Source organism: Thiohalorhabdus sp. Cl-TMA (assembly GCF_041821045.1).
Classification (GTDB): Bacteria; Pseudomonadota; Gammaproteobacteria; order Thiohalorhabdales; family Thiohalorhabdaceae; genus Thiohalorhabdus; species Thiohalorhabdus methylotropha.
This window is the reverse complement of sequence record NZ_JBGUAW010000001.1, coordinates 270,469-293,024: the sequence shown is the minus strand read 5'-3', so window position 1 is coordinate 293,024 and position 22,556 is coordinate 270,469. Positions and strand designations below refer to the sequence as shown.

The following is a 22,556-nucleotide window of genomic DNA, read 5'->3' as shown; positions in this document are numbered from 1 at the left end:
CCCGGGAGCGAGGACGAAAGGGAGGCGTCATGGCGATTAACCGCGTTGCAGCGAGCCGGGGATTCGGCTGGTACGCCGAAGGGTGGTCCGCCTTCCGGGAGGCGATGGGCTCCTGGGTGCTGGCCGCCGTGGGCTACCTGCTCATCATGCTGGTCCTGAACTTCCTCCCCCTGCTGGGCCCCATCGTCGGGGCCATGATCGGTCCCGGGCTGCTGGCGGGCTTCCTGGTCATGGCGCGGGCGGCCCGGGGCGCGGAGGAGGTGCGCGCGGGCATGCTGTTCCGAGGCCTGTCCAACGGGGACACCCGCGGGCCGCTCCTGGTTCTGGGCGCGGTGGCCCTGGCCGGGACCCTGCTGGCCGGCCTGATCCTGGTCTACACCAGCACCGGCGAGATCGCCCCGGGCGGCGCGGGCACCGGCACTCCGCAGACCGGGGGTGCCATGCCGGCGGCCTCCGCCTCGCTGGGCGGGATCATCGGCGCCGTCCTGGTGGCCCTGCTGGTGACTTTCGCGCTACTCTTCGCCATCCCCCTGGTAACCTTCCAGGATATGGACCCGGCAACGGCCATGCGCCAGAGCTTCATGGCCAGCATCCGGAATCTCGCCCCGGTGCTGCTGTTCCTGGTGCTCTATCTGATCCTGGGATTCATTGCCATGATTCCCGTTGGCCTCGGCTTCCTCGTGCTCCTGCCGGTGGGGGCGGCCGCTGCCTATCAGGGATACCGGGAGATCTTCCCCGAGCCCGCGCCGGCCGATTAGCCCTTGCCGGGGCGCCGGCCCCGTCCGGTGGCCAGGAAGACGAAGGGCAGGGCGAGCGGCCCGAAGAAGAAGCCCAAGCCGCCCCACAGGACGGGGTTCCCGCCCCGGCGGGCGGCCAGCCAGGCCAGGAGGGCGGCGAAGGCCGCCGAGGCGAGCCAGATCCAGAGATTGCCCACGGGGATGGCGGCTCCGTGCATCGGCCATGCCTTCCTCCACGATGCACGTTCCCGAGCATCTCGTCACCGGAGGTGTCCATGTACGCCATCATTGTCCACGGCGGGGCCGGAAGCTGGCCTCCGGAACGTGAGCGGGAGCTCACCTTCGGCGTCCGCACGGCGGCGGAGAACGGCGGCAAGCGGCTGGCGGAGGGCAGCTCCGCCCTGGAGGCGGTGATCTCCGCCGTCGGCGTCCTCGAGGACGACCCGCTTTTCAACGCCGGGACCGGATCCACACTGAACCTGACGGGTGAGGCAGAGATGGATGCCGGGGTCATGTGGGGCCCGACCCTCGCCGCGGGCAACGTCGCCGCGCTCACCCGGGTGCGCAGCCCGGTGCGGGTGGCCCGGTCGATCATGGAGCACACCGACCACGTCCTGCTCGCGGGCCCGGCGGCCCTGCGCCTCGCCCGGAGCCTGGGCTATCCCGACTACGATCCGATCACCTCCGCCGCCCGGAACCGCTGGAACCGGCTCCGCGCCCGCATGGACGACGCCCCGGAGGAGTTCGGCCGGCTCCCCGGACTGCTGCGGGACCACCCCGACCTGGGCGGTGACACCGTGGGCGCCGTGGCCCTGGACAGCCAGGGCGCCCTGGCATGCGCCACCTCCACGGGCGGCATCGCCCTCAAGCTCCCCGGGCGGGTGGGGGACGCTCCCCTGCCCGGGGCGGGCCATTTCGCCGATGCCCATTGCGCGGTGGCCGCCACCGGCCACGGTGAGCTGATGATGCGGCACGGCACGGCGCGCGCCGTCACCTGCCGGGTCGCTGCAGGCATGCCGCTGGAAGCCGCCCTCTCCGAGGTGCTGGACGAGCTGGGCCGGGAACTGGGCTCGGAGGCGGGGCTGATCGGCATCGACGGCAACGGGGCTCCCTGTGTCGACCACCGGTCCAAGCACATGCCCCACGCCGTGGTGCGCTCCGGGGTGGAGGGCATCCACGGCGCCCTGAAGGTCGGCGGCGAAGACGGGGCGTAGGCCCTCCCCATAGCAAGCTTCGCGCTCCCCCGCGCATGCACCCATCCACAAGCGAGCATTCACTTAGCCAGGCTCCCCGGCAATTCATTGCGATTCAGTTACATGCACACAAATAACTGTTTTTAAAAAATAAATATAATGCCTACAAACTGATCCAAACCGCCCCGGCGCCATCCGGATGCGGCTTCAGGGGCACTATCCCGGGAGTTTCCACAAGGTTTTCCACAGGACCTGTGGGGAAACGGATACTCCGGATTCCCCCCTGTCGCGCTGCGGGTTTCCCCGGCGTACGCTTCCAACCGGCTCCCGCAGCCCGCAGGGAGGCCACACCAGTCACTGGGTCCCCGGACGCTGCACGGGCGGGCCGTCCGGCGCTCCCCTTTCGGGTACCGAGGTCCGGGCAGGCCCGTGCCCCGCTGTCTCGTCCGCCTAGGGGGACCGCCGGTACGGGCCCCGCCCATTCACCCATCCACAAGCGAGTATTCACTTATTCCTCCGGCCGCAGGATCCGGACCGAGCCTGGAGCGGAAACATAAGATACTGTTATTAAAGTGATATTTTTATGCCTAGAAATTGAGCCAATCCGCCGGAGCGCCCACCTGCCGGGGCTTCAGGAATGCTTTCCCGGGATATTCCACAAAGTTTTCCACAAGCTCTGTGGGGAAAAAACGACTCGGGCCTCCTCCTATCACTCATCCGGGAAAGCCCGGAATCATCCGTCCCACCCCGTAGGGGATAGCCACGCCCGTCAGGGGCCGGGCCTACCCGCACCAACCGTCCTCATCGCCCCAGGATCCGCGTACAATACGGCGGCACCGAAAACCGGACCGCCGCCCGCGTTTCCGAAGCGGGCGAAAAGGGAAGCTTCATGGAACCGCAACGAATCGGCATTGGCCGGGCCTTTTCCTGGTTTGGCGCCGGGTGGCGCAATTTCCGCGCCCAGCCGGCCCAATGGATTGCCCTCATCCTGCTGTACGTGGTGCTGCTACTGGTCCTGAACCTGGTACCGGTGCTGGGCGGGCTGCTGGGCACGGTACTGACCCCGGCCCTGGGCGCCGGCCTGCTGCTCGGGGCGCAATCCGGCGCCCGCGGCGACCCGGTGCGCCTCGACCACCTGTTCGCCGGCCTGACCGATTCCCGGACCCGGCTTCCGCTATTGCTTCTCGGGGGCCTCGCCCTGGCCACCACCTTCCTGCTGGCCGCGCTCTATCTGAGCATGGCGGATGCCCTTCCCGCCCCGGGAGCCCCCGCCCACGAGGCGCCCTTTGCCCTGGAGAGCGGCCTTGGTGGCCTGCTCGTCCTCGTGCTTGGACTGGTTGCCGTGCTGGCCTTCTACTTCGCCGCTCCGCTGGTGGTCTTCGCCGCCCTCGGAATCCCGGCCGCCCTGGGGACCAGCCTACGGGCCGCCGCACGCAACCTGCTCCCCATCGCGCTGTTCGGTCTGGTCTACGCTCTGTTGGCCGTACCGGCCGCCATCCCCTTCGGACTGGGGTTCCTGGTGCTCGGCCCGGTGGGGATCGCCGCGACCTACGCCGCCTTCACGGAGATCTTCCCCGGGCCCCCTGGTACCGAGGCCGGGCACTCCGCTTGAGCGCCGGAGCCACCACGGCGATACCGTATTCCTCCACAAAGTTGTCCACAGGCCGGTGGGAAGTGAAACCCGCTGACCCGCAGAGGTCTTGCCCACTACAGGGCTTACCTCTAGGGTAGCTGGAAAACCTCGGGTACCAAGTAAAGGGGGGGACCCGATGCGCACGGACCGCTGCACCAACCACACGGAGCAGCCGGCGGAGCGGTACTGCTCCGCATGCCGACGGCCGCTTTGCGATCGCTGCCTGACCGATGACCCGCCACATTGCCCCTGCCGGCGGGAAACACCGGAGCCCCCGGAGGCGCAGGGACCGACCCGGGGCGAGGGGATGCTGCGGCTGCTAACCTTCCCGTTCCGGCCCCGGCCCCTGGCCTTGCTGGCGGGATCCGCCGCCCTGGCCCCGGCCACCGTCATCCCCGCCGGCGGCCCGGCAGTGGGCCTGCTCATGGCCGTGACCCTCCTCCATTTCGGGTTCCGCCTCCTGGACCAGACCGTCCTCGGCATGGCTCCCGCGCCGCGCCCCACCCTGCGTCCGGACGGTCCGGCGCTGGTCCGGACCGTTGCCCTGTTGGGGACGCTCATGGCCTACGGGGCCCTGGGCCTGACCCTGCTGGTCCTTACCAGGCCGGTGGTGCTGGGCCTGTTCCTGCCGATGATGGCCGCCCTCCTGCCAGCCGTCATCCTGGTGACCGGTCGGGAGCGGCGTCTTTTTTCCGCCCTGCTCGCCGGGCTGCATCCGGTGCTGCTGGGGCGCACCATCCGACTCCTCGGCCGCCCCTATTGGGCCCCGGTGGCCGTCCTGCTCCTGCTCGTCGCCGGCGGGGCGGGGGCCGCGCTCGCCGAGCCGCTGCCCCTGTGGGCCCTGCTGGCCGGGGGCGGGTTCTGGGCCGGCTACGGTATGCTGTTCCTCTTCCGCGCAGCCGGCGGGCTCGGCGCGGTGTGGGCCCGCGGGCTGGGCTATCCCGCCGTCGGCCGGCCCGCCGTGCTGCCGACTCCGCCCGCGAAGGCGGAGCCCGTGCGCCGCGAGCGGGTGGCCGAGCTGGTGCGGGAGAACCGCCTGACCGAGGCGGCCCGCCTGTTGCGGGAGGAGGTCCTGGAAGCCCCCGAGGACCTGAATCGATGGGAGCGGCTCTACGGCGTGCTGCGGGCCCTGGAGCAGGACGGCCCGTTCCTGGCGGGAAGCCGCGCCTTCATTACGGCATTGCTGCGGGCCGGGCGCGAGGAGCGGGCCCTGGAGGTGGCCCAGGACGGCCTCAACCGGGACCCGGCCTTCCGCCCCAGCCGTCCCGAGCAGGTGCACCCCCTGGCCCTGGCCGCCCGCACGGCGGGACGCCCCCGGCTGGCCCTGCGGCTGATGAACCGTTTCAGCCACCGCTACCCGGACCATCCGGACGTGCCCGCCGTGGTGCTGCTCTCGGGGCGTATCCTCAAGGAGGATTTCCGGCAAGGGGAACGGGCCCGCAGGACGCTGGCGTCCCTGCTGCGGCGCTATCCCGACCACCCCGCGGCCGCGGAGGCACGGACGCTGCTCAGCGGGCTTGCGGAGGCGTCCTGAGCACCCCGGCGCGCCGAGTCAGTTGCCGTCCAGGGCCGCGTCGACCCATTCCACCCAATGGCGGACGGGACGGTCGGAGCCGGCGGCCAGATGATGGAGGCAGCCGATGTTGGCGGTGAGGATGGCCTCCGGATCGCCGGCGGTGAGAGTGGCGAGCTTGCGCGCACGCAGGGAGCCGGCCAGCTCCGGCTGCAGGATGGAGTAGGTACCCGCGGAGCCGCAGCAGAGATGGGGCTCGTCGACCGGGGCCAATTCCACCCCGAGGCGCCGCAGGACCCCCTCCACCACCCCGTTCAGGCCCTGGGCATGCTGCAGGGTGCAGGGGCACTGGAAGGCGATGCGGCCCGGCCCGGCGGGCTGAAGGGGGGTGAGGTCCTCGTCGGCCAGGATCTCGCCCAGATCCCGGGTGAGCGCGCTGATCCGGGCGGCCCGCTCCGCGTACTCGGGATCGTCGCGGAGGTGGTAGGCATACTCGCGCACCAGCGCCCCGCAGCCGCTGGCGGTCATTACCACGGCCTCGGCCCCGGCCTCCACATGGGGCCACCAGGCGTCGATGTTGGCGCGCATGCGGTCGGCCGCCGTATCCGGGGCTCCCAGGTGCTGATCCACGGCGCCGCAGCACCCCGCCCCCGCCGCCGTCACCAGGGAGATGCCCAGGCGGTCCAGCACGCGGGCCGCCCGGGCATTGATCTGGGGCGACAGGGCGGGCTGCACGCAGCCCTCCAGGACCAGCATCCGCCGCGCGTGGCGCGGCTCGGGCCAGGCGGGCGCCTCGACCCGCTCCGGCACCTTCGCCTTCAGGGCGGCAGGCAGGAGCGGCCGCACCGCCTGCCCGGTGTGCAGCAGCGGCCCGAAGCGGCCGGGCTCGGGCAGCACCCGGCGCAGCACCCCCCGGAACAGGCGCTCGTGCCAGGGCCGCTTCACCCGCTGCTCCACCATCTCGCGGCCGATATCCACGAGCTTGCCGTACTCCACCCCCGAGGGACAGGTGGTCTCGCAGTTGCGGCAGGTTAGGCAGCGGTCCAGGTGCCGCTGGGTGCGTTTGCTCACCTCGCCGCCCTCGAGCATGTCCTTCATCAGGTAGATGCGCCCGCGCGGGCCGTCCAGCTCGTCACCGAGGAGCTGGTAGGTGGGGCAGGTGGCGTTGCAGAAGCCGCAGTGCACGCAGTTGCGGAGTATGCGCTCGGCCTCCGCGCCCTCCACGGTCTCCTGCAGCTCTTCGAGGATATTGGTCTGCATGGGAAGAGGCCTGTTTATAATTAACCGCCAAGGACACCAAGCGCGCCAAGAACGGCGGGAGAAAACGCCAAGAAGCCAAGCAAAGGCAAAATGAGAATTATGGGCTCGCTGCTTCTTCCCTGACCTTGGCTTCTTGGCGCCCTGGGATTTTCAGGTCTTTTCTCTTGGCGTACTTGGCGTTTCGCTAGAGCCAGCCGTACATCCGGCCCGGATTGAACAGTCCGTGCGGATCCAGGGACCGCTTGAGGTTGCGGTGGACGGTCATCAGCGGACCGCTCAGCGGCGCGAATACCTCGCCGGTACGGTCCCCACCCCGGAACAGGACGGCGTGGCCGCCGGCCTCCCCCGCCGCCTCCCGGATGGTCTCCGCCGGCGCCTCGCTGCGCAGCCAGCGCTGGGCACCGCCCCAATCGATCAATAAGGGCTCCCGGCCTTCGCCGAGGGGTGCGGCCGGGGGAACGCTCAGCCGCCACAGGGGTGTTTCCCCGGCGAAGAAGGGCAGTCGCTGCTCGCGCAGATCCATCCAGAAACCGGTGCCGTCCGCCGGCTCCTCGCCGCCCAGACGCTCCCCGGCCTCGGTCACCGCCGCCTCGTTGCCCGCCAGACGCAGGTACAGCCGGCCGTCGAGATGGGCGGCGCCGGTGACGGGCAGAGGCTGACGGCCCCATGGGGCGAGGCGCTCCAGGGCCTCCCGGCCGTCCAGCTCCAGCACCCGGGTGCAGACCATGGCCGGCCGGGGAAGGACCTTCAGGGAGACCTCCAGGAGCACGCCGAGGGTCCCCAGGGAGCCGGCCATCAGCCGCGACAGATCGTAGCCGGCGACGTTCTTCATGACCTCGCCGCCGAAGCGCAGCACCTCGCCGGAGCCGTTCAGCAGCCGCGCGCCGAGCACGGCGTCCCGCACCGCGCCACCCCAGGGCCGCCTCGGCCCGGCCAGACCGGCGGCCACCATGCCACCTACAGTGGCCGCCGTCCCGAAATGCGGCGGCTCACAGGCGAGCTGCTGACCGTGCTCGGCCAGCAGGGCCTCCAGGTCGGCGAGCCGGGTTCCCGAGCGCACGGTGACCACGAGCTCGGTGGGATCGTAGTTCACTATCCCGGAGTGGCCACTCACTTCTAGCGGCTGGCCGGTGCCCGCTCGACCGTAGAAGGCCTTGGTGCCGCCGCCGCGAACGGCCAGGGGCTCCCGGTCGGCCAGGGCGGCGCGCACGGCGGCCTGGAGCTCCTCGGTGCGGTCGTTTTCGGGGATCTCGGGCATGATTCACCGTATCGGTTTTTGAACCGCCAAGCGCGCCATGAATGGCGGGAAAAAACGCCAAGAAGCCAAGACACCTAAGGAAAACACAGAAAAATCTGTCCATAATTGCCGTTTCCGTGCTTGGCTTCCTGGTGCCTTGCCGTCTTTGGGTCGTTTTTCTCGGCGGTATTGGCGTCCTTGGCGGTTACATAAGCCGTTTTTCAGAACCGCGGCAGCTCCGGGAAGGGCAGCTCGCCCCGGTGTACGTGCATGCCGCCGTACTCGGCGCAGCGCTTGAGGCTGGGCACCGCCTTGCCGGGGTTGAGGAGCCCCTGAGGGTCGAAGGCCGCCTTGATCGCATGGAACTGCTCCAGCTCCGGCCCGGCGAACTGGCCGCACATGGCGTCGAGCTTCTCCACGCCCACGCCGTGCTCGCCGGTGATGGTGCCACCCTTCTCCACGCACAGCTGCAGGATTCGCAGTCCGGCGACCTCCGCCCGTTCCAGGTCCCCCTCCTTGTTGGCGTCGTAGAGGACCAGGGGATGGAGGTTGCCGTCCCCCGCGTGGAAGACATTGGCCGCCTGCAGGCCGTGCTCGCGGCAGATCTCGCCGATGCGGGTGAGCACCTCGCCCAGGTGCTTGCGGGGAATGGTGCCGTCGATGCAGTAGTAGTCCGGCGCCAGGCGGCCAGTGGCCGGGAAAGCGGCCTTGCGCCCCGACCAGAAGGTGGCGGCCTGCTCCGGGGTCTCCGCCGTCCGTACCTCGGTGGCCCCCGCGCGGTTGAGGATTTCGCGCACCCGCGCCACTTCCTCGGAGACCTCGCGGTTGGTGCCGTCCAGCTCGCACAGGAGGATGGCGGCCGCATCGGTGGGGTAGCCGGCCCGTACGTAGTCCTCGGCGGCGCGGATGGCCGGATTGTCCATCATCTCCAGCCCCGCCGGCAGCACCCCTTCGGCGATGACGTCCGCCACCGCCTGGCCGGCGGCCTCCAGGTCGTCGAAGGCGGCCAGCAGGACCTGCTCCCGCTCCGGCACCGGCGTGAGGCGCACGGTGGCCTCCATCACCAGGCCGAGCATGCCTTCCGAGCCGTTCATCAGGGCCAGCAGGTCGTAGCCGGGGCCGTCCGGGCCCTTGCCGCCCAGCTCCAGCCATTCGCCCTCCATGGTGAGCACCCGGAGGCCGAGGACGTTGTGCACAGTGAGTCCGTATTTCAGACAATGCACCCCCCCGGAGTTCTCCGCCACGTTACCGCCGATGGTGCAGGCGATCTGGGAGGAGGGGTCGGGGGCGTAGAACAGCCCGTGGGGCTGGGCAGCCTGGGACACGGCCAGATTGCGGACCCCCGGCTCCACGCGGGCGCAGCGGTTATCCGGGTCCACTTCCAGGATGCGGTTGAACTTGGCCAGGGAAAGGAGCACGCCCCGCTCCAGGGGCATGGCGCCGCCGGACAGGCTGGTTCCCGCCCCGCGGGCCACCACCGGCACCCGGAGCTCGCTGCACACGGCGAGCACCTGGCTGACCTGGTCGTGCGTCTCGGGGATCACCACCACCATGGGCAGCTGCCGGTAGGCGGAGAGCCCGTCGCACTCGTAGGGACGCAGCTCTTCCTCCTCCGTGATCACCGCTTCCGGGGGCAGAAAACGCCGGAAGCGACGGGCCAGGAGATCTATCTCGGCGGATTCCGGGGCTTCGGCGGTTCGGGGCATTGGAGACGCACGTATTCCTCAGAGGGGAGGTCAAGTATAATCCACCACCCGAACCATGAACAGCCGGGTGGATCTGATACCGTCTTTTTATGAACCATGCAAGATGGGGCGCGCCCCCAGCTTGCTCCGGTTTCATGGGCAACTTTAAAATCATTCCCATTTTCCGAGCCAAGCAAACGACTACACAAGGCATTCCCCATGACTGCTAATTCCTTCCACCCGCCGGAACGCACCCTGATGGGACCCGGACCCTCGGATGTCCATCCGCGCATCCTGGAGGCCCTGTCCCGCCCCACCATCGGCCACCTCGACCCGGTCTTCGTGGGCATGATGGAAGAGGTGAAGGGCCTGCTGCAGTATGCCTTCCAGACCGAGAACCCCCTGACCTTCCCGGTCTCCGCCCCCGGCTCGGCGGGCATGGAGATGTGCTTCGCCAACCTGGTGGAGCCGGGCGACACCGTCGTGGTGTGCAAGAACGGCGTGTTCGGCGAGCGCATGAAGGAGAACGTGGAGCGCTGCGGCGGCACACCGGTGATGGTGGAGGAGGAATGGGGTGCCCCGGTGAATCCGGATCGCGCCGAGGCGGCGCTCAAGGAGCACCCCGAGGCCAAGATACTGGCCTTCGTCCACGCCGAGACCTCCACCGGCGCCCAGTCCGACGCCGCCGCGCTGGCCAAGCTGGCCCGGGACCATGACTGCCTGACCATCATGGACACGGTCACCTCCCTGGGCGGCTCCCCGCTCAAGGTGGACGAGTGGGACGTGGACGCCGTCTACAGCGGCACCCAGAAGTGCCTGTCCTGCGTCCCCGGCATATCCCCGGTGACCTTCAGCCAGCGCGCCGTGGACGCCATCGAGGCGCGGTCCACCAAGGTGCAGAGCTGGTTCCTTGACCTCAACCTGGTGATGGGCTATTGGGGCAGCGGCGGGGGCAAGCGTGCCTACCACCACACCGCGCCCATCAACCCCCTCTACGCGCTCCATGAGGCCTTGACCATCCTCCAGGAGGAGGGGCTGGAGAACGCCTGGGACCGGCACCAGCGCATGCACCAGGCCCTGAAGGCCGGCATCGAGGCCATGGGGCTGTCCTTCTTCGTGGAGGAGCCCTACCGCCTGCCGCAGCTCAACTCCGTGACCGTCCCGGACGGCGTGGACGAAGCGGCGGTGCGCTCCCGCCTGCTGGAGCAGTACAACCTGGAGATCGGCGCTGGGCTCGGCTCCATGGCCGGCAAGATCTGGCGCATCGGCCTCATGGGCCACTCCGCCAACCCCACCAACGTGCTCAACTGCCTGGGCGCGCTGGAGGGCGTGCTGTCGGACATGGGCGCCGACATCACCACCGGCAAGGCGGTTTCCGCGGCCATGGCCAAGCTCGGCTGAGCCGGACGCCATGCCATCGAAAAAGGCGGCCTCCGGGCCGCCTTTTCTGTTTCGGGCCCGAACATGCGGGGCACTTGGCGATCCCGGGCATCGCCCGAGCCCGAGGGGCATTTCCGGAGGAGCGCGGGCCGCCGCGGACGGCTTCGGCAGCCCGCGCTTTCGACCCTCAGTGTTGGGAATCGGAGCCTTCGGAGGGGGGCATGTTGGCGAACAGCTGCTCGGCGTCCACGGCATCGAAGACGTAGGCCTTGCCGCAAAAATCGCAGTTCACCCGCACCTCGCCCTCCTGTTCCAGGGTCTCCTGGACCTCCCGGCGCCCCAGACCGCGCAGCATGCCCGCCACCTTCTCCCGGGAGCAGCCGCAGCGGAAGTTCACGTACTCGGGGTCGAAGACCCGGACCTCCTCCTCGTGGAAGAGCCGATAGAGCAGGTCGTTGGTGGGCAGCCCCAGGAGCTCCCGGTCGGTTAGGGTGCTGGCGAGATGCACGGTCCGGTCCCAGGCATCCGGATCCTGCTCGGCCTGGTCGGGCATGCGCTGCAGGAGCAGACCGCCAGCCTGGCCGTCGTCGGTGGCCAGCCAGATGCGGGTGGGGAGCTGCTCGGAGCGAACGAAGTACTCTTCCAGGGCCGCGGCCACGCTGCCCCCTTCCAGGCCCACGATGCCCTGATACATCTGCCCCTCGTCGGCCGGCTCCAGCGTCAGCACCAGGTAACCGCTCTCGCCCATGCGCTCCTCCAGGCCGCCGTCGGCGGGCACCGGGCCCTGCCAGCGGGCCAGACCCCGGACGGTTTTCTCGCTGGAGGCCTGGACCACCACGAGGGACAGCGGGCCGTCGCCGCGCGCTTCCACCTTCAGGGTGCCCCGGAACTTCAGGGTTCCGATGAGCAGCACCGAGGCGGCCATGAGCTCGCCCAGCACCTCACGCACCGGCGCCGGGTAGTCGGTGTTCTCCAGGGCCGCCTTCCAGGTGGCGTCCAGGGCCACGTGCCGGCCCCGGACGTTGGTGTTGTCGAACATGAAGCGGTTGAGGGTATCGTGCATAGTGCCTTCTACGACGGGCCGGTGAATGGGAAGTCCCCATTTTCCCCCACATGGAACCGGGGGTCGATCTTCCGGGCCGGCACGCGAAGCGCCCGGCGGGCCGGGCCCGCCGGGCGCATGCCGAGCTGCCGCGGGGCGTGGCGGCTATTCCACGGTGATGTGGCGCCGCTTGGCCTGCTCACGCTTGGGCAGGGTCAGCTCCAGGATGCCGTCCTCGAACTTCGCCTTGGCGTTATCGCTGTCCACCTCGGACGGCAGGGCCACGGTCCGGGAGAAGGCGCCGGTGGAGATCTCGCGGCGATAGTATTCGCCCTCCCGCTCGCCTTCCTCTTCCTCCCGGCGGCTGGTGGCCTTGATGGTTACCGTGTGCTCGGAGAGGGACACGTCCAGGTCGTCCTTCTTCACCCCGGGCAGCTCCGCGCGCACCAGGATTTCGCTCTCTTGGTCCTGCACATCCACCCGCGGCCAGCGGCCCTCGAAGGCCTCCATCTCACCGAGGCGGGGCCAGCCGCCGCGGAAGGGCCGCATCCAGCCGCGCGGCATGAGCTCCTCGAACATCCGTTCCATTTCATCGAAGGGGGTCATCCCCCGGGAAGGGACACGCTGTACCTCTTGTTGACCCTGCTGCTGTCCTTCCGCCATGGCACATCCTCCTTACAGTTGTGGCCGTCGTCTCGACCCTGTGTACTCTCGAATTAAGGTCCAGACCTTGCGAAGACAACCCCCGGGAAGCCCCCTAAAGGGACTCCCTAAAAGGCGGTGGCGCCGCCGCCGGCTACTTGGCACCCATCTCCCTTGCGCTGTTGACCCGCTCGGAAAGGCGCTGATGGGGCGGGCGGAGGTGGCCGGTCTCCACCTCCCAGATCCAGCCGCTCACGGTGACGTGGTCGGGAATCAACGGATGGCCGCGCACGTACTCCATCTGCTGCGCGCAGATGTCGTCCACCGAGTGGCTATCGAACATGCGGATCCACTTGCCGAACGCCCCCTGTTCCAGCTTGAGCTCCGGGGTAGCGGGATCCACCTGGACACCATCCGTGTCCATGCCCATGTCCTTGAAGGCCTGCAGGAGGGTCTCGGTGTGCGCCGACATCATGCCGCATTCGGTGTGGTTGATGATTACGATCTCCTCCGTTCCGAAGAAGTTGCAGGTGAGCATGGCCGAGCGGATGGCATCGTCGGTGATGATGCCGCCGGCGTTGCGGAAGACGTGGGCGTCGCCATGGTCACCCCGGATGCCCAGGGCCTCGTCCACGGGCAGCCGCTCGTCCATGCAGGCGCATACCCAGAGGCGGCGGTTGTTGGGAATTCCCATCTGGCGGCGGAGGGACCAGTTGCTCTGCTGCCGGAACTCGCTTTCGAGCTGATGCTTGAGGGTCATGGCATGCTCCTTCGAAACGGGGAAGAACGGTCGGGTCCGGCCCTTCTTTCCGTACCAGCATACGGCGCCCTTTCCCACAGACCCATCAGGGTTTCTACCATCCAGGATCGGGAGGGAGGCACCGCGCGGCGGGAGCCGAAAGGGGAGCGGTATTAGGCGGGCTCGGAGTCCGAATCCTGCCGGAACAGGCGCGGGTTCTTCGCCACGAGGCGGCGCAGCAGGCGATCCGCCACCAGGGAATCGCCGTCGCGGACGTAGTGGAAGCCGATCCAGGCGGCCACGGCCGCGCCGCCCACGTCGACCATGAGGTCGGTCATGGTGTCGGGGAGCCCCGACTTCTGCATGTTGAAGCCGAATCCCCAGTCCATGAGGAACTCGAAGATCTCCCACAGGGTGCCGAGGGTCACGGCGAAGCCGAAGGCGGTAAAGGCGAAATAGAGGGGCGGCAGCACCACCCGGCGGGTCTGGTGGAAGGTGTAGACCAGCAGGAAGCCGATGATGCCCATGACCAGGGCGGAAACGCTGTGCAGCAGGAGGTCCCACCACCAGAAGCGGTGATAGAACCGCTGGACCTCCCCCAGGCCGAAGGCGGCGTACAGGAACAGGCAGGTGGCCAGGGTGAACTCGATGGGGAGCTGGATGGCCAGCTGACGCTCGATGACGGCGGGCAGGTAGGTGAGCACCAGGACCACCAAGGCGGTGAAGGCCACCAGCCAGCGCTCCTCCTCCAGGGCGCCGAAGAAGACGCCCAGCAGGGCGAGCTGCAGCAGCAGGGCGATCAGGAACTGCAGGCGCTCCGGCCATTCCCACCCGGCCCAGCGGGCCTTGAACCGACTCCAGGGACCGCGCGTGGTGTTCATCGGCGCCTCCGGGACTCTTCCAACGGCAACCAACGCCCTCATGACACCACGGTCCGGCGGCCGCTACTACCCGGGAGCCCGGCGCGAAAACGGCGTCGGGGAGGGGGATAGCCCGGCAGGCTCAGCCGGTTAGGAGCTCGGCCAGGGCAACTCCGGGATCGGGGGCGCGCATGAACCACTCCCCCACCAGGAAGGCGGGAATGCCGGCGGACCGGAGCTGGTCGATGTCGGAACGGCTGTGGATGCCGCTCTCGGCCACCAGGGTGATGCCTTCCGGAGCACGGTCGGCCAGCTCCAGGCTGGTGGCCAGCCGGGTCTCGAAGGTATGCAGATCGCGGTTATTCACGCCCACCAGCTCGGCGCCCAGGCCCAGGGCCCGGTCGAGCTCGGCGGCGTCATGGACCTCCACCAGGGCGGCGATGCCCTCTTCGGCGGCGCGGTCCAGGCAGGCGGCCAGGGTATCGTCGTCCAGGGCGGCGACGATGAGCAGCACACAGTCCGCGCCCAGCAGGCGGGCCTCGCTCACCTGGTAGGGATCGATGGTGAAGTCCTTGCGCAGGGCGGGCAGGCCGCTGGCCTCGCGGGCCTGGCGCAGGTAGTCGTCGCTGCCGCCAAAGAAATCGCGGTCCGTGAGCACGGAAAGGGCGGCGGCCCCGCCCCGGGCATAGGCGGTGCCGATGGCGACGGGGTCGAAGTCGGTGCGGATCACGCCCGCCGAGGGGCTGGCCCGCTTCACCTCGGCGATCACCGCCGGTCGGGCCTGGCGCTCCTTGGCCTGCAACGCCCCCATGAAATCCCGCAGAGGCGGGGCATCTCCCGCGGCCAGCCGCTCCCGCAGCTCAGGCTCGGGGAGGGCGGCGCGGCGCTCGGCCAGCTCCTCCGCCTTGCGGCCCAGGATCTCCTCCAGGATGGTGGCGCGTCCGCTGCCGCTCATTCCGCTTTCCGAGCCGCTTGGGTGAAGTCGGCCAGCTGATCCAGCTTGCCCTTGGCCGCGCCGCTGTCGATGGAGCGGGCGGCCGCCTCCACGCCCTCCTCCAGGCTGGCGGTCACGCCGCTGGCGTACACCGCAGCGCCGGCGTTCAGGAGCACGATGTCCCGTTGCGGCCCGCCTTCCCCCGCGAGCACGCCGCGCAGGATAGCGGCGTTCTCCTCGGCATCCCCGGCCCGCAGGGCGGCGGGATCGGGCCGTTCGAGGCCGAACTGCTCCGGATCCACGTCGTGGTGGAGGATGTCGCCGTCGAAGAGCTCCGCCATGCGGGTGGGGCCGAGGGTGGAGAGCTCGTCCATGCCGTCGTCGGCGTGGACCACCAGCACGTGGTGGCTGCCCAGCTCCCGAAGCACCTGGGCCAGCGGCTCCAGCCACGCGCTGTCGAACACGCCCAGCACTTGGTTGGGGGCGAGCGCCGGGTTGGCCAGCGGCCCGAGCACATTGAACAGGGTCCGGACGCCCAGCGCCTGGCGTGGCCCTACGGCGTATTTCATGGCGCCGTGGTGGCGGGGTGCGAACAGGAAGCCGATGCCCACTTCCTCGATGGCCCGGGCCACTTCCTCGGTCTGGATATCCAGGTCCACGCCCAGGGCCATGAGCACGTCGGCGCTACCCGACTTGGAGGACACCGAGCGGTTGCCGTGCTTGGCAACGGTGGCCCCGGCGCCGGCGGCCACGAAGGCGCTCGTGGTGGAGATGTTGAAGGTGCCCTGCAGATCGCCGCCGGTCCCGCAGGTGTCCACCAAATGGGGGCGGTCCACCTCGATGCGCGTGGCGAACTCCCGCATCACCGAAACCGCGCCGGTGATCTCGTCCACCGTCTCGCCCTTCATGCGCAGCGCGGTCAGGAAGCCGGCAATCTCCTCCGGCGCCGCCTGGCCGCTCATGATCTCGCGCATCACCGCTTCCATGTCCGCCCGGGGCAGGTCCTCACGCTCAACCAGGCGGGCGATGGCCGATTTGGTGCGGGCTGCCAGCTCCATTTCGCGGGGCATACACATACTCTCCGTCTGCGGGAATTCCGGGGCGGACCCTCCGCGCCTTCGCCGGCGCTAGGCCTCCACCGGCCGGGCTGCGGCCGGGTGGCCGGTCCGAGCCAGGAAGTTGGCCAGCAGGTCTTTGCCGTAACCGGTGAGAATGGATTCCGGGTGGAACTGCACCCCCTCCACATCCAGCTCGCGGTGGCGAAGGCCCATGATGATGCCGTCCTCGGTCCAGGCATGAACCGCCAGCTCCGCGGGCAGGGTGGCCCGTTCCACGATCAGGCTGTGGTAGCGGGTGGCCTCGAAGGGATTGGGCAGGCCGGTGAACACCCCGGTGTCCTCGTGGAGGATCTCCGAGGTCTTGCCGTGCATGACCTCGTCGGCGCGCACCACGTCGCCGCCGTAGGCCGCGGCGATGGACTGGTGACCCAGGCACACGCCGAGGATGGGGATCCGGCCGGCGTAGGCCTTCACCGTCTCCACCGAGATCCCCGCCTCGCTGGGCGAGCAGGGGCCCGGGGAAATGACGATGCCGTCCGGGGCCATATCCGCGATGTCGGCCACGCCGATGGCGTCGTTGCGGTGCACCCGCACCTCCGCGCCCAGCTCGCCGAGGTACTGGACGAGGTTGTAGGTGAAGGAATCGTAGTTATCGATCATCAAGATCATGGCGGCCCTGACCTCCTGGGTTGCCGGGGCCCGGCCCGGGAAGGCCGGGGACCCGCCCCCGCTCGCCCTCCCTTGCCGGCGGGGAGGGAAGAAACCGGGCGGAGGCATAAAATGGTATCACGACCGTGGACGGCGGGGGTGCCTGGAAGTCCAGGCGGGCAGGGCGGGCTCAAAAGCCATTCTCGGCGGCCGCTTCCCGGAAGCGGGGGCTGGTGAGGGCGCGCAGGAAGGCCACCAGGTCCTCCTTCTGTTGCTCGGTGAGCCCCAGGGGCCGGATCCGGCGGTCCAGATAGGGATTGTCGTTGCCACCCTGGTTATAGAACTCCACCACCTCCATCAGGGTCGCCATGCTGCCGTCGTGCATGTACGGCCCGGTGGCGGCCACGTTGCGCAGGGTGGGGGTCTTGAAGGCGCCGATGTCCGCTTTTTCCAGGGTAGCGGCGAACCGGCCATCGTAGCCCTGTTCGAACCACCAACGGTCGAAAGGCGAATTCCCGGCCACCAGGGTCCGCTCGTAGGCGGCGATGGCCTTGGCCACGTGCCGCATAGTGATCTCCCGGGGGGCCACCGTGGTTCCCCTGGCGAACGGTAGCAAAGCCGTCTGGCTAGCGTGCCGTGGAATCGGGCACCGGCAAGGAGCTCTTCGCGCCGGTGGGCACCACGGACTCCGCGCCGAGGGCACGGCCCACCGCTGCACCGGCCAGGCCCCCCTCCCTCGCACAGCAATGCCCAGAAAGCGGCGTCGTCCGGGCTTCGGATCGGGATTGCGCATGGCGGTCTCCCCTGGCTATCAGCCCCGTTTGGAGGGGCGCATACTCGGGGCTTCCCAACCCCGAACGGGGCGCAGGGCTCCGATCAGGTTCCGGATATTGCTCGGAAAAGGACTGCGGCGCCAAGTGCTGTAGGCGGGGAAATCCCCGCGGGCGCTTCAGCCTACGGGGCGGAAGGGGTCTCCAGGCCCTGGGCGGCCATGGCCGCCGCCCGGAACAGGGCCCGGCTCTTGCTCATGGTCTCCTCGTATTCCGTGGCCGGGTCGGAGTCGGCCACGATGCCCGCGCCGCTCTGCACATGGAACCAGCCGTCCTTGATCACGGCCGTGCGGATGGCGATGGCGGTATCCATCTGGTGGGATGCGTGGCTGATGTGGCCCACGGCGCCGCCGTATACCCCGCGCCGCAGACCCTCGAGCTCCTCGATGATCTCCATGGCCCGTACCTTGGGGGCCCCGGACAGGGTCCCCGCCGGAAGCGCCGCCCGCAGGGCATCGAAAGCGTCGCAATCGGGACGGATGTGGCCGGCCACGTTGGATTCCATGTGCATGACGTGGGAGTACCGCTCCACGGAGAAGGGATCGTCAACCGCCACGGTCCCGGTGACCGAAACCCGGCCCACGTCGTTGCGCGCCAAGTCCAGCAGCATCAGATGCTCGGCCCGTTCCTTGGGGTCGGCGAGCAGCTCCTGCTCCAGGTAGCGGTCCTCCTCCTCGGACCGGCCCCGGCGCCGGGTGCCGGCGATGGGCCGAACCGTTACCCGCCCGCCCTCCAGGCGCACCAGGATCTCCGGGGAGCTGCCGACGATCTGGGCCTCGCCGGTATCCAGGAAATACATGTAGGGGCTGGGGTTCAGGGTCCGCAAGGCGCGATAGACGTCGAAGGGCGGTGCGGAGAAGGGCACCGAGAAGCGCTGCGAGAGCACCACCTGCATGATGTCTCCCGCCCGGATGTACTCCTTGGCGCGCTCGACGCCCGCCTCGAAATCGGCCCGGCTGGTGTGGTGGTGAAAATCGCTCTCCCGCATGGCCATCGGCGAGGGCATGGAGCGCTCGGGCAGGGGACGCCGCAGGGCGGCCACGCTCGCCTCGATCTGCTCGCAGGCCCCCACGTAGGCGGCCTCCGGATCATCCCCGGGGTCGGCGGGCTGGATCAGCTGCAGCTTGCCGGTGAGATTGTCGAACACCAGCAGCTGCTCGGTCCGCACCAGAAAGGCGTCGGCCATGCCCAGGGGATCCGGGTTGGCCTCCGGGATGGCCTCGATGTAGCGCACCGTATCGTAGCTGAAGTAGCCCACGGCCCCGCCGGCGAAGCGCGGCAGGCCCTCCACCGGCGCCACGTGCACGCCGTTCACCCACGCCCGCAGCCGGCCCAGGGGATCCTCCTCGGTCACCTCCTCCACCACTCGCCCGTCGAAATAGCGGGTGAAGGTACCGCCGCGCAGGGTCACCCACTCCCGGGCGGGGAGGCCGAGTATGGAGTACCGCCCCCATTTCTCGCCGCCCTCCACGGACTCCAGCAGGAAGGAGCGCGGCTTGCCCGCCAGCTTGAGGAAGGCCGAAACCGGGGTCTCGAGGTCCGAAAGGATCTCGCGCACCACCGGAATGCGATCGTAGCCCTGCTCGGCGTAGGCGCGGAACTGTTCCCGGGAGGGGGTGTACATGGGGCGGTTACCGATAGCCTTGGCAGTGTCGGTGCTCAGGCGGATTCGACGGCGCGGTCGCCCGGCTGGATGAGATCCCGGACGGCCGAGAAGCTGTCCACGAGCCGCTGGGCGCCCAGGGTGGAGACGTCCTCGCCCCGGTTGTAGCCGTAGGTGACGCAGACCACCCGGCATCCCGCGGCGAGCCCCGCCTCCACATCGTTGCGGGAATCGCCCACCAGGACGGCCTGATCGGCCTCCAGGCCCATCCGCTCCAGGGCGGCCCGGATCGGGGCCGGATCCGGCTTCTTGCGCGCCACGCTGTCACCGGAGATTATCACGTCGAGTCGCGCGGAAAGGCCGGTGGCCTCCAGGAGCGGCTCGGTGAAGGCGGCGGCCTTGTTGGTGACCACGGCCAGGGAAATCCCGGATTCCCGAAGGTGGTCCAGGGCTTCCACCACCCCGGGGAAGGGGTGGCTGCGGTCGGCGAAGCAGTCGCCGTAATGGACCATGAAGCGTTCGTGCGCATCATCGAGCAGGGCGTCGTCGCAGCCGCCCGTGGCCTCCAGGGCGAAGCGGACCAGCGCCCGGACGCCGTCGCCGATCCAGGTGCGCACCCGCTCCTCGCTCACCGCCTCCCGTTTGAAATCCGCCAGGGTGCGGTTGGTGGCGGTGGCGAGGTCCCCCACCGTTTCCAGGATGGTCCCGTCCAGGTCGAGGAGTACCCCGCGTGCCGGCATGACTCCCACCACTGCCTCCTCCGTGCTCATCAGCGCTTCACGCCGCTCAGGGCGTTGCGGAATTCCTGCATCCGCGCGGCATAGTCGTCGGCCTTGAAGATCCCGGAGCCGGAGACGAAGACGTCGGCGCCGGCCTCCGCCACCCGGGCGACGTTGTCGGCCTTGATGCCGCCGTCCACCTCCAGCTCGATATCCCGGCCGCTGTTGTCGATTCGCTCCCGGATGGCGCGGATCTTGTCCATGGCGGACTCGATGAAGGCCTGGCCGCCGAAGCCGGGATTCACGGACATGACCAGGATCAGGTCCACCTCGTCCATGAGGTAGTCGAGCACCTCCACTGGCGTGCCGGGATTGAGGGAGATGCCGGCCCGGCAGCCCTGGCTCTTGATGAGCTGGATGGTGCGATGAGGGTGGCGGCTCGCCTCGGGGTGAAAGGTGATGATATTGGCCCCGGCCTTGGCGAACTCGGGAACGATCTCGTCCACCGGCTCGATCATCAGGTGCACATCGAGGGCCATGTTGGTCACCGGCTTCAGTGCCTCGGCGACCATGGGGCCGATGGTCAGGTTGGGGACGTAATGGTTATCCATCACGTCGAAGTGGCAGTAGTCGGCCCCGGCCTTCTCCACGGCCTGGACCTCGACACCCAGATTCGCGAAGTCCGCCGACAGGATGCTCGGAGCAATCTTGAAATCCGCCATGACCCTTCCCCGTTCGATTCGATGTTCCGTTCTATGAATAGGCTTGCCCGGCCGGGGCCGGGCCATTTCTCGCTCGCGGGTCGAAAGGGGCAGATTTTACCGGGAAGCGGGGGGTTTTGCGAACGCTCAGCGTGCGTTCGAATAATCGGCTATCCACTATGCCTTAAAGGGCATTCCCTTTAGACGCAGCCCGCCCCCGGCACCTGGCGTGGCGCCGGGTGGGCGCCCGGGTCCCCCTAGGAAGGACCCCGGCAATCTTTTCCGGGCCGGAACGGGCTTTCGGACCCCCGGCTCAGGCGTACCGGTCCATCCTGCCGGACTTGCCCTCCCGCCCCGCCTCGTCCTCCTTGGAAGCGGTCCGGGCAGTGCCCTTCTGGTCCTCCTTGGGAGCCGCGCTCGCTTCCTTTCCCTCCTTGGCACGGCTGGCCGCATCCGAGGCCGTCGCCCCCGATTTCCGGGACTCGGTTTTCTCGGTCTCGGCGCCACGGGGAGGGCCATCAGCGGCGCCCTGCTGAAGCTTCTGCATCAGCCTGGCGATATTGGGATCCGAGGGCACAGAGCCAATAGACATTGTTACCTCCACTACGCTGGGGTGTTCCGAAAAGCGCCGGTTGCAGACCGGGATGTACTGCGGCTTGGAAAGCAAGAACCGGGCCAAAGGAACTGGCCCCAAACTGCGGGGCGAGACGTTTCCCTGCTCGCCGTCCACCGCTTTTTCCCATGTGTAATTTAGGCACATGCGCCACATGCCCTTCCGGATACCGGCCAGATGCCTGGGCCAGTGGGGTCCGAGGCAAAGGAAGCCCTTGGAAGGGATTGGTGATTGATGGCTCAAAGCAAGACAAACAAATAGCCCCGCCCGGAGGGGCGGGGCCATTTACCAGGGATCAGGTCCGCCTTCAGGCGGCCTTGCTCTCCATGTCCTCGGAATACTCGCCCTCGGAGGCCAGGCTGTTGAGCTTGGCGCGGAAAGCGAAGTTCTTCTGGGCCTCCTCGGTGTTGGACATATCGGAGCCCCAGCTGCCCAGGGCCGGGTTCTGCAGGGCGCGGGCATAGGAGAAGGTCATCCGCCACGGCACCTGGTTCTTGTACTTCTTGTTCATGACATCCAGATGCTGGGTGGCCTCCACGTCGCCCTGACCGCCGGAGAGGAACACCACGCCGCCCAGGGCCGGCGGCACCACGCGCTGCAGCGTCTGCACCGTGCGCTCGGCGACCTCCTCCACGCCGGCTCGGCTGGGCGCATCCAGGCCGGAGATCACCATGGAGGTCTTGAGCACCACGCCCTCGGGCATGACGTTGTGGCGATACAGCTCGTCGAACACCATATGGAGGTTCTCTTCGGTGATTTCCTCGCAGGCGTCGATGCTGTGGCTGCCGTTGATCAGCACCTCGGGCTCCACGATGGGCACCAGGCCGTTTTCCTGGCACAGCGCGGAGTAGCGGGCCAGGGCGTGGGCATTGGCCTCCATGCACTGGCGCGTGGGCATATCCTCGCCGGGGGTAATCACGGCGCGCCACTTGGAGAAGCGGGCACCCATGTTGTAGTACTCGGCCAGGCGCTCACGGAGGCCGTCCAGGCCTTCGGTGACTTTCTCGTCCGGGGAGCCGGCCAGCGGCTTGGCGCCGGTATCCACTTTGATGCCCGGAATGATGCCGCGGCCCTTCAGCAGCTCGGGGAAAGCGGTGCCGTTATCGTCGGCCTGGCGGATGGTCTCGTCGTAGAGGATCACCCCGCTGATGTACTTGTCCGCCTCCGGGGCCGTGAACAGCAGCTGCCGGTACTTGCGGCGGCTCTCCTCGGTGGACTCGATGCCCACCTCCTTGAGGCGCTTGCTCGCCGTGTTATTGGATTCGTCCGCCGCCAGGATGCCTTTGTAGTTGGCCACCATGGACTGGGCGGTCTGCTTCAGCTCTTCCGCGTGCTTCCAGGAATAATTGGCCATGGTCCCGACCTCCCTTTGTGGGTCTGGTCTAACCGGTGAGAATGAAAAGGGATAACCCATTTTGACTTACAGTAACGTCTCGCGTTCCTGAGCCGCTTAGGCTGCCTCGGCAACGCAGCCAAGACAACCCCCTTTGTGCAAGCAACCCCGCTCGGCATTGCCGGCAGCTACATCA

22 protein-coding genes are annotated in these 22,556 nt (G+C 68.6%); 5 read left to right on the top strand and 17 right to left on the bottom strand.

Annotated features, from left to right (window positions below):
- Positions 1-29: 29 nt before the first annotated feature.
- Positions 30-758 (top strand): BPSS1780 family membrane protein, encoded by a 729-nt coding sequence (locus tag ACERLL_RS01340; protein WP_373654254.1) that lies wholly within the window; start codon positions 30-32, stop codon positions 756-758.
- Here ACERLL_RS01340 and ACERLL_RS01335 read toward each other — a convergent pair.
- Positions 755-955: a hypothetical protein gene (locus ACERLL_RS01335; protein WP_373654253.1), complete on the bottom strand. Its 201-nt coding sequence runs from the start codon at positions 953-955 to the stop codon at positions 755-757. The genes ACERLL_RS01340 and ACERLL_RS01335 overlap by 4 nt on opposite strands.
- Before the next feature lie 57 nt (positions 956-1,012).
- Here ACERLL_RS01335 and ACERLL_RS01330 point away from each other — a divergent pair, with 57 nt between their 5' ends.
- From ACERLL_RS01330 to ACERLL_RS01320, 3 genes are all read left to right on the top strand, one after another.
- Complete coding sequence (locus ACERLL_RS01330; RefSeq protein ID WP_373654252.1) at positions 1,013-1,951, top strand: isoaspartyl peptidase/L-asparaginase family protein; 939 nt, start codon at positions 1,013-1,015, stop codon at positions 1,949-1,951.
- An 868-nt stretch (positions 1,952-2,819) separates the two neighbouring features.
- Positions 2,820-3,542: a BPSS1780 family membrane protein gene (locus ACERLL_RS01325; protein WP_373654251.1), complete on the top strand. Its 723-nt coding sequence runs from the start codon at positions 2,820-2,822 to the stop codon at positions 3,540-3,542.
- Between the two features lie 328 nt (positions 3,543-3,870).
- Positions 3,871-5,097 carry a tetratricopeptide repeat protein gene (locus ACERLL_RS01320; RefSeq protein WP_373654250.1) on the top strand — a complete coding sequence of 409 codons (1,227 nt, stop codon included), beginning with the start codon at positions 3,871-3,873 and terminating at the stop codon, positions 5,095-5,097.
- Between the two features lie 18 nt (positions 5,098-5,115).
- Here ACERLL_RS01320 and glcF read toward each other — a convergent pair whose 3' ends face one another.
- The 3 genes from glcF to ACERLL_RS01305 all read right to left on the bottom strand — a co-directional run bounded on the left by glcF (position 5,116) and on the right by ACERLL_RS01305 (position 9,279).
- Positions 5,116-6,336: a glycolate oxidase subunit GlcF gene (gene glcF, locus ACERLL_RS01315; protein ID WP_373654249.1), complete on the bottom strand. Its 1,221-nt coding sequence runs from the start codon at positions 6,334-6,336 to the stop codon at positions 5,116-5,118.
- A 184-nt stretch (positions 6,337-6,520) separates the two neighbouring features.
- Positions 6,521-7,594, bottom strand: a complete 1,074-nt coding sequence (gene glcE, locus ACERLL_RS01310; protein ID WP_373654248.1) for a glycolate oxidase subunit GlcE — start codon at positions 7,592-7,594, stop codon at positions 6,521-6,523.
- 200 nt (positions 7,595-7,794) lie between these two features.
- Positions 7,795-9,279: an FAD-linked oxidase C-terminal domain-containing protein gene (locus ACERLL_RS01305; protein ID WP_373654247.1), complete on the bottom strand. Its 1,485-nt coding sequence runs from the start codon at positions 9,277-9,279 to the stop codon at positions 7,795-7,797.
- A gap of 198 nt (positions 9,280-9,477) precedes the next feature.
- Between ACERLL_RS01305 and ACERLL_RS01300 the strand changes: the two genes are divergently transcribed.
- Positions 9,478-10,659, top strand: coding sequence for a pyridoxal-phosphate-dependent aminotransferase family protein (locus ACERLL_RS01300; protein WP_373654246.1), 1,182 nt, complete (start codon positions 9,478-9,480; stop codon positions 10,657-10,659).
- 166 nt (positions 10,660-10,825) lie between these two features.
- On the opposite strand, the gene hslO is transcribed toward ACERLL_RS01300, so the two are convergent.
- The 13 genes from hslO to ACERLL_RS01235 form a co-directional block, all read right to left on the bottom strand.
- Complete coding sequence (hslO, locus tag ACERLL_RS01295; protein ID WP_373654245.1) at positions 10,826-11,701, bottom strand: Hsp33 family molecular chaperone HslO; 876 nt, start codon at positions 11,699-11,701, stop codon at positions 10,826-10,828.
- Positions 11,702-11,845: 144 nt separating this feature from the next.
- Entirely contained in the window at positions 11,846-12,343 is a 498-nt protein-coding gene (locus ACERLL_RS01290; protein ID WP_373654244.1) for an Hsp20/alpha crystallin family protein, read from the bottom strand.
- Positions 12,344-12,476: 133 nt separating this feature from the next.
- Positions 12,477-13,082, bottom strand: coding sequence for a beta-class carbonic anhydrase (locus ACERLL_RS01285; RefSeq protein WP_373654243.1), 606 nt, complete (start codon positions 13,080-13,082; stop codon positions 12,477-12,479).
- Between the two features lie 152 nt (positions 13,083-13,234).
- Complete coding sequence (locus ACERLL_RS01280) at positions 13,235-13,942, bottom strand: DUF2238 domain-containing protein (RefSeq protein WP_373654242.1); 708 nt, start codon at positions 13,940-13,942, stop codon at positions 13,235-13,237.
- Positions 13,943-14,063: 121 nt separating this feature from the next.
- Positions 14,064-14,876 (bottom strand): indole-3-glycerol phosphate synthase TrpC, encoded by an 813-nt coding sequence (gene trpC, locus ACERLL_RS01275; RefSeq protein WP_373654241.1) that lies wholly within the window; start codon positions 14,874-14,876, stop codon positions 14,064-14,066.
- A complete protein-coding gene (gene trpD, locus ACERLL_RS01270; RefSeq protein ID WP_373654240.1) occupies positions 14,873-15,925 on the bottom strand; it encodes an anthranilate phosphoribosyltransferase in 1,053 nt (350 codons plus the stop codon). Before trpD ends, trpC begins: the two co-directional genes overlap by 4 nt.
- A 57-nt stretch (positions 15,926-15,982) precedes the next feature.
- Positions 15,983-16,582: an anthranilate synthase component II gene (locus tag ACERLL_RS01265; protein WP_373654239.1), complete on the bottom strand. Its 600-nt coding sequence runs from the start codon at positions 16,580-16,582 to the stop codon at positions 15,983-15,985.
- 169 nt (positions 16,583-16,751) lie between these two features.
- Positions 16,752-17,354, bottom strand: coding sequence for a cytochrome-c peroxidase (locus ACERLL_RS01260; protein ID WP_373654238.1), 603 nt, complete (start codon positions 17,352-17,354; stop codon positions 16,752-16,754).
- A 161-nt stretch (positions 17,355-17,515) separates the two neighbouring features.
- Positions 17,516-19,015: an anthranilate synthase component I gene (trpE, locus tag ACERLL_RS01255; RefSeq protein WP_373654237.1), complete on the bottom strand. Its 1,500-nt coding sequence runs from the start codon at positions 19,013-19,015 to the stop codon at positions 17,516-17,518.
- Positions 19,016-19,050: 35 nt separating this feature from the next.
- Positions 19,051-19,764 carry a phosphoglycolate phosphatase gene (locus ACERLL_RS01250; RefSeq protein ID WP_373654236.1) on the bottom strand — a complete coding sequence of 238 codons (714 nt, stop codon included), beginning with the start codon at positions 19,762-19,764 and terminating at the stop codon, positions 19,051-19,053.
- Positions 19,764-20,435, bottom strand: coding sequence for a ribulose-phosphate 3-epimerase (rpe, locus tag ACERLL_RS01245; protein WP_373654235.1), 672 nt, complete (start codon positions 20,433-20,435; stop codon positions 19,764-19,766). The genes ACERLL_RS01250 and rpe overlap by 1 nt, the downstream gene beginning before the upstream one ends.
- A gap of 292 nt (positions 20,436-20,727) precedes the next feature.
- The gene (locus ACERLL_RS01240; protein WP_373654234.1) at positions 20,728-21,006 is read right to left on the bottom strand and encodes a hypothetical protein; all 279 of its coding nucleotides are present in this window, start codon (positions 21,004-21,006) and stop codon (positions 20,728-20,730) included.
- A 328-nt stretch (positions 21,007-21,334) separates the two neighbouring features.
- Positions 21,335-22,381: a class I fructose-bisphosphate aldolase gene (locus ACERLL_RS01235; protein WP_373654233.1), complete on the bottom strand. Its 1,047-nt coding sequence runs from the start codon at positions 22,379-22,381 to the stop codon at positions 21,335-21,337.
- Positions 22,382-22,556 lie beyond the last annotated feature (175 nt).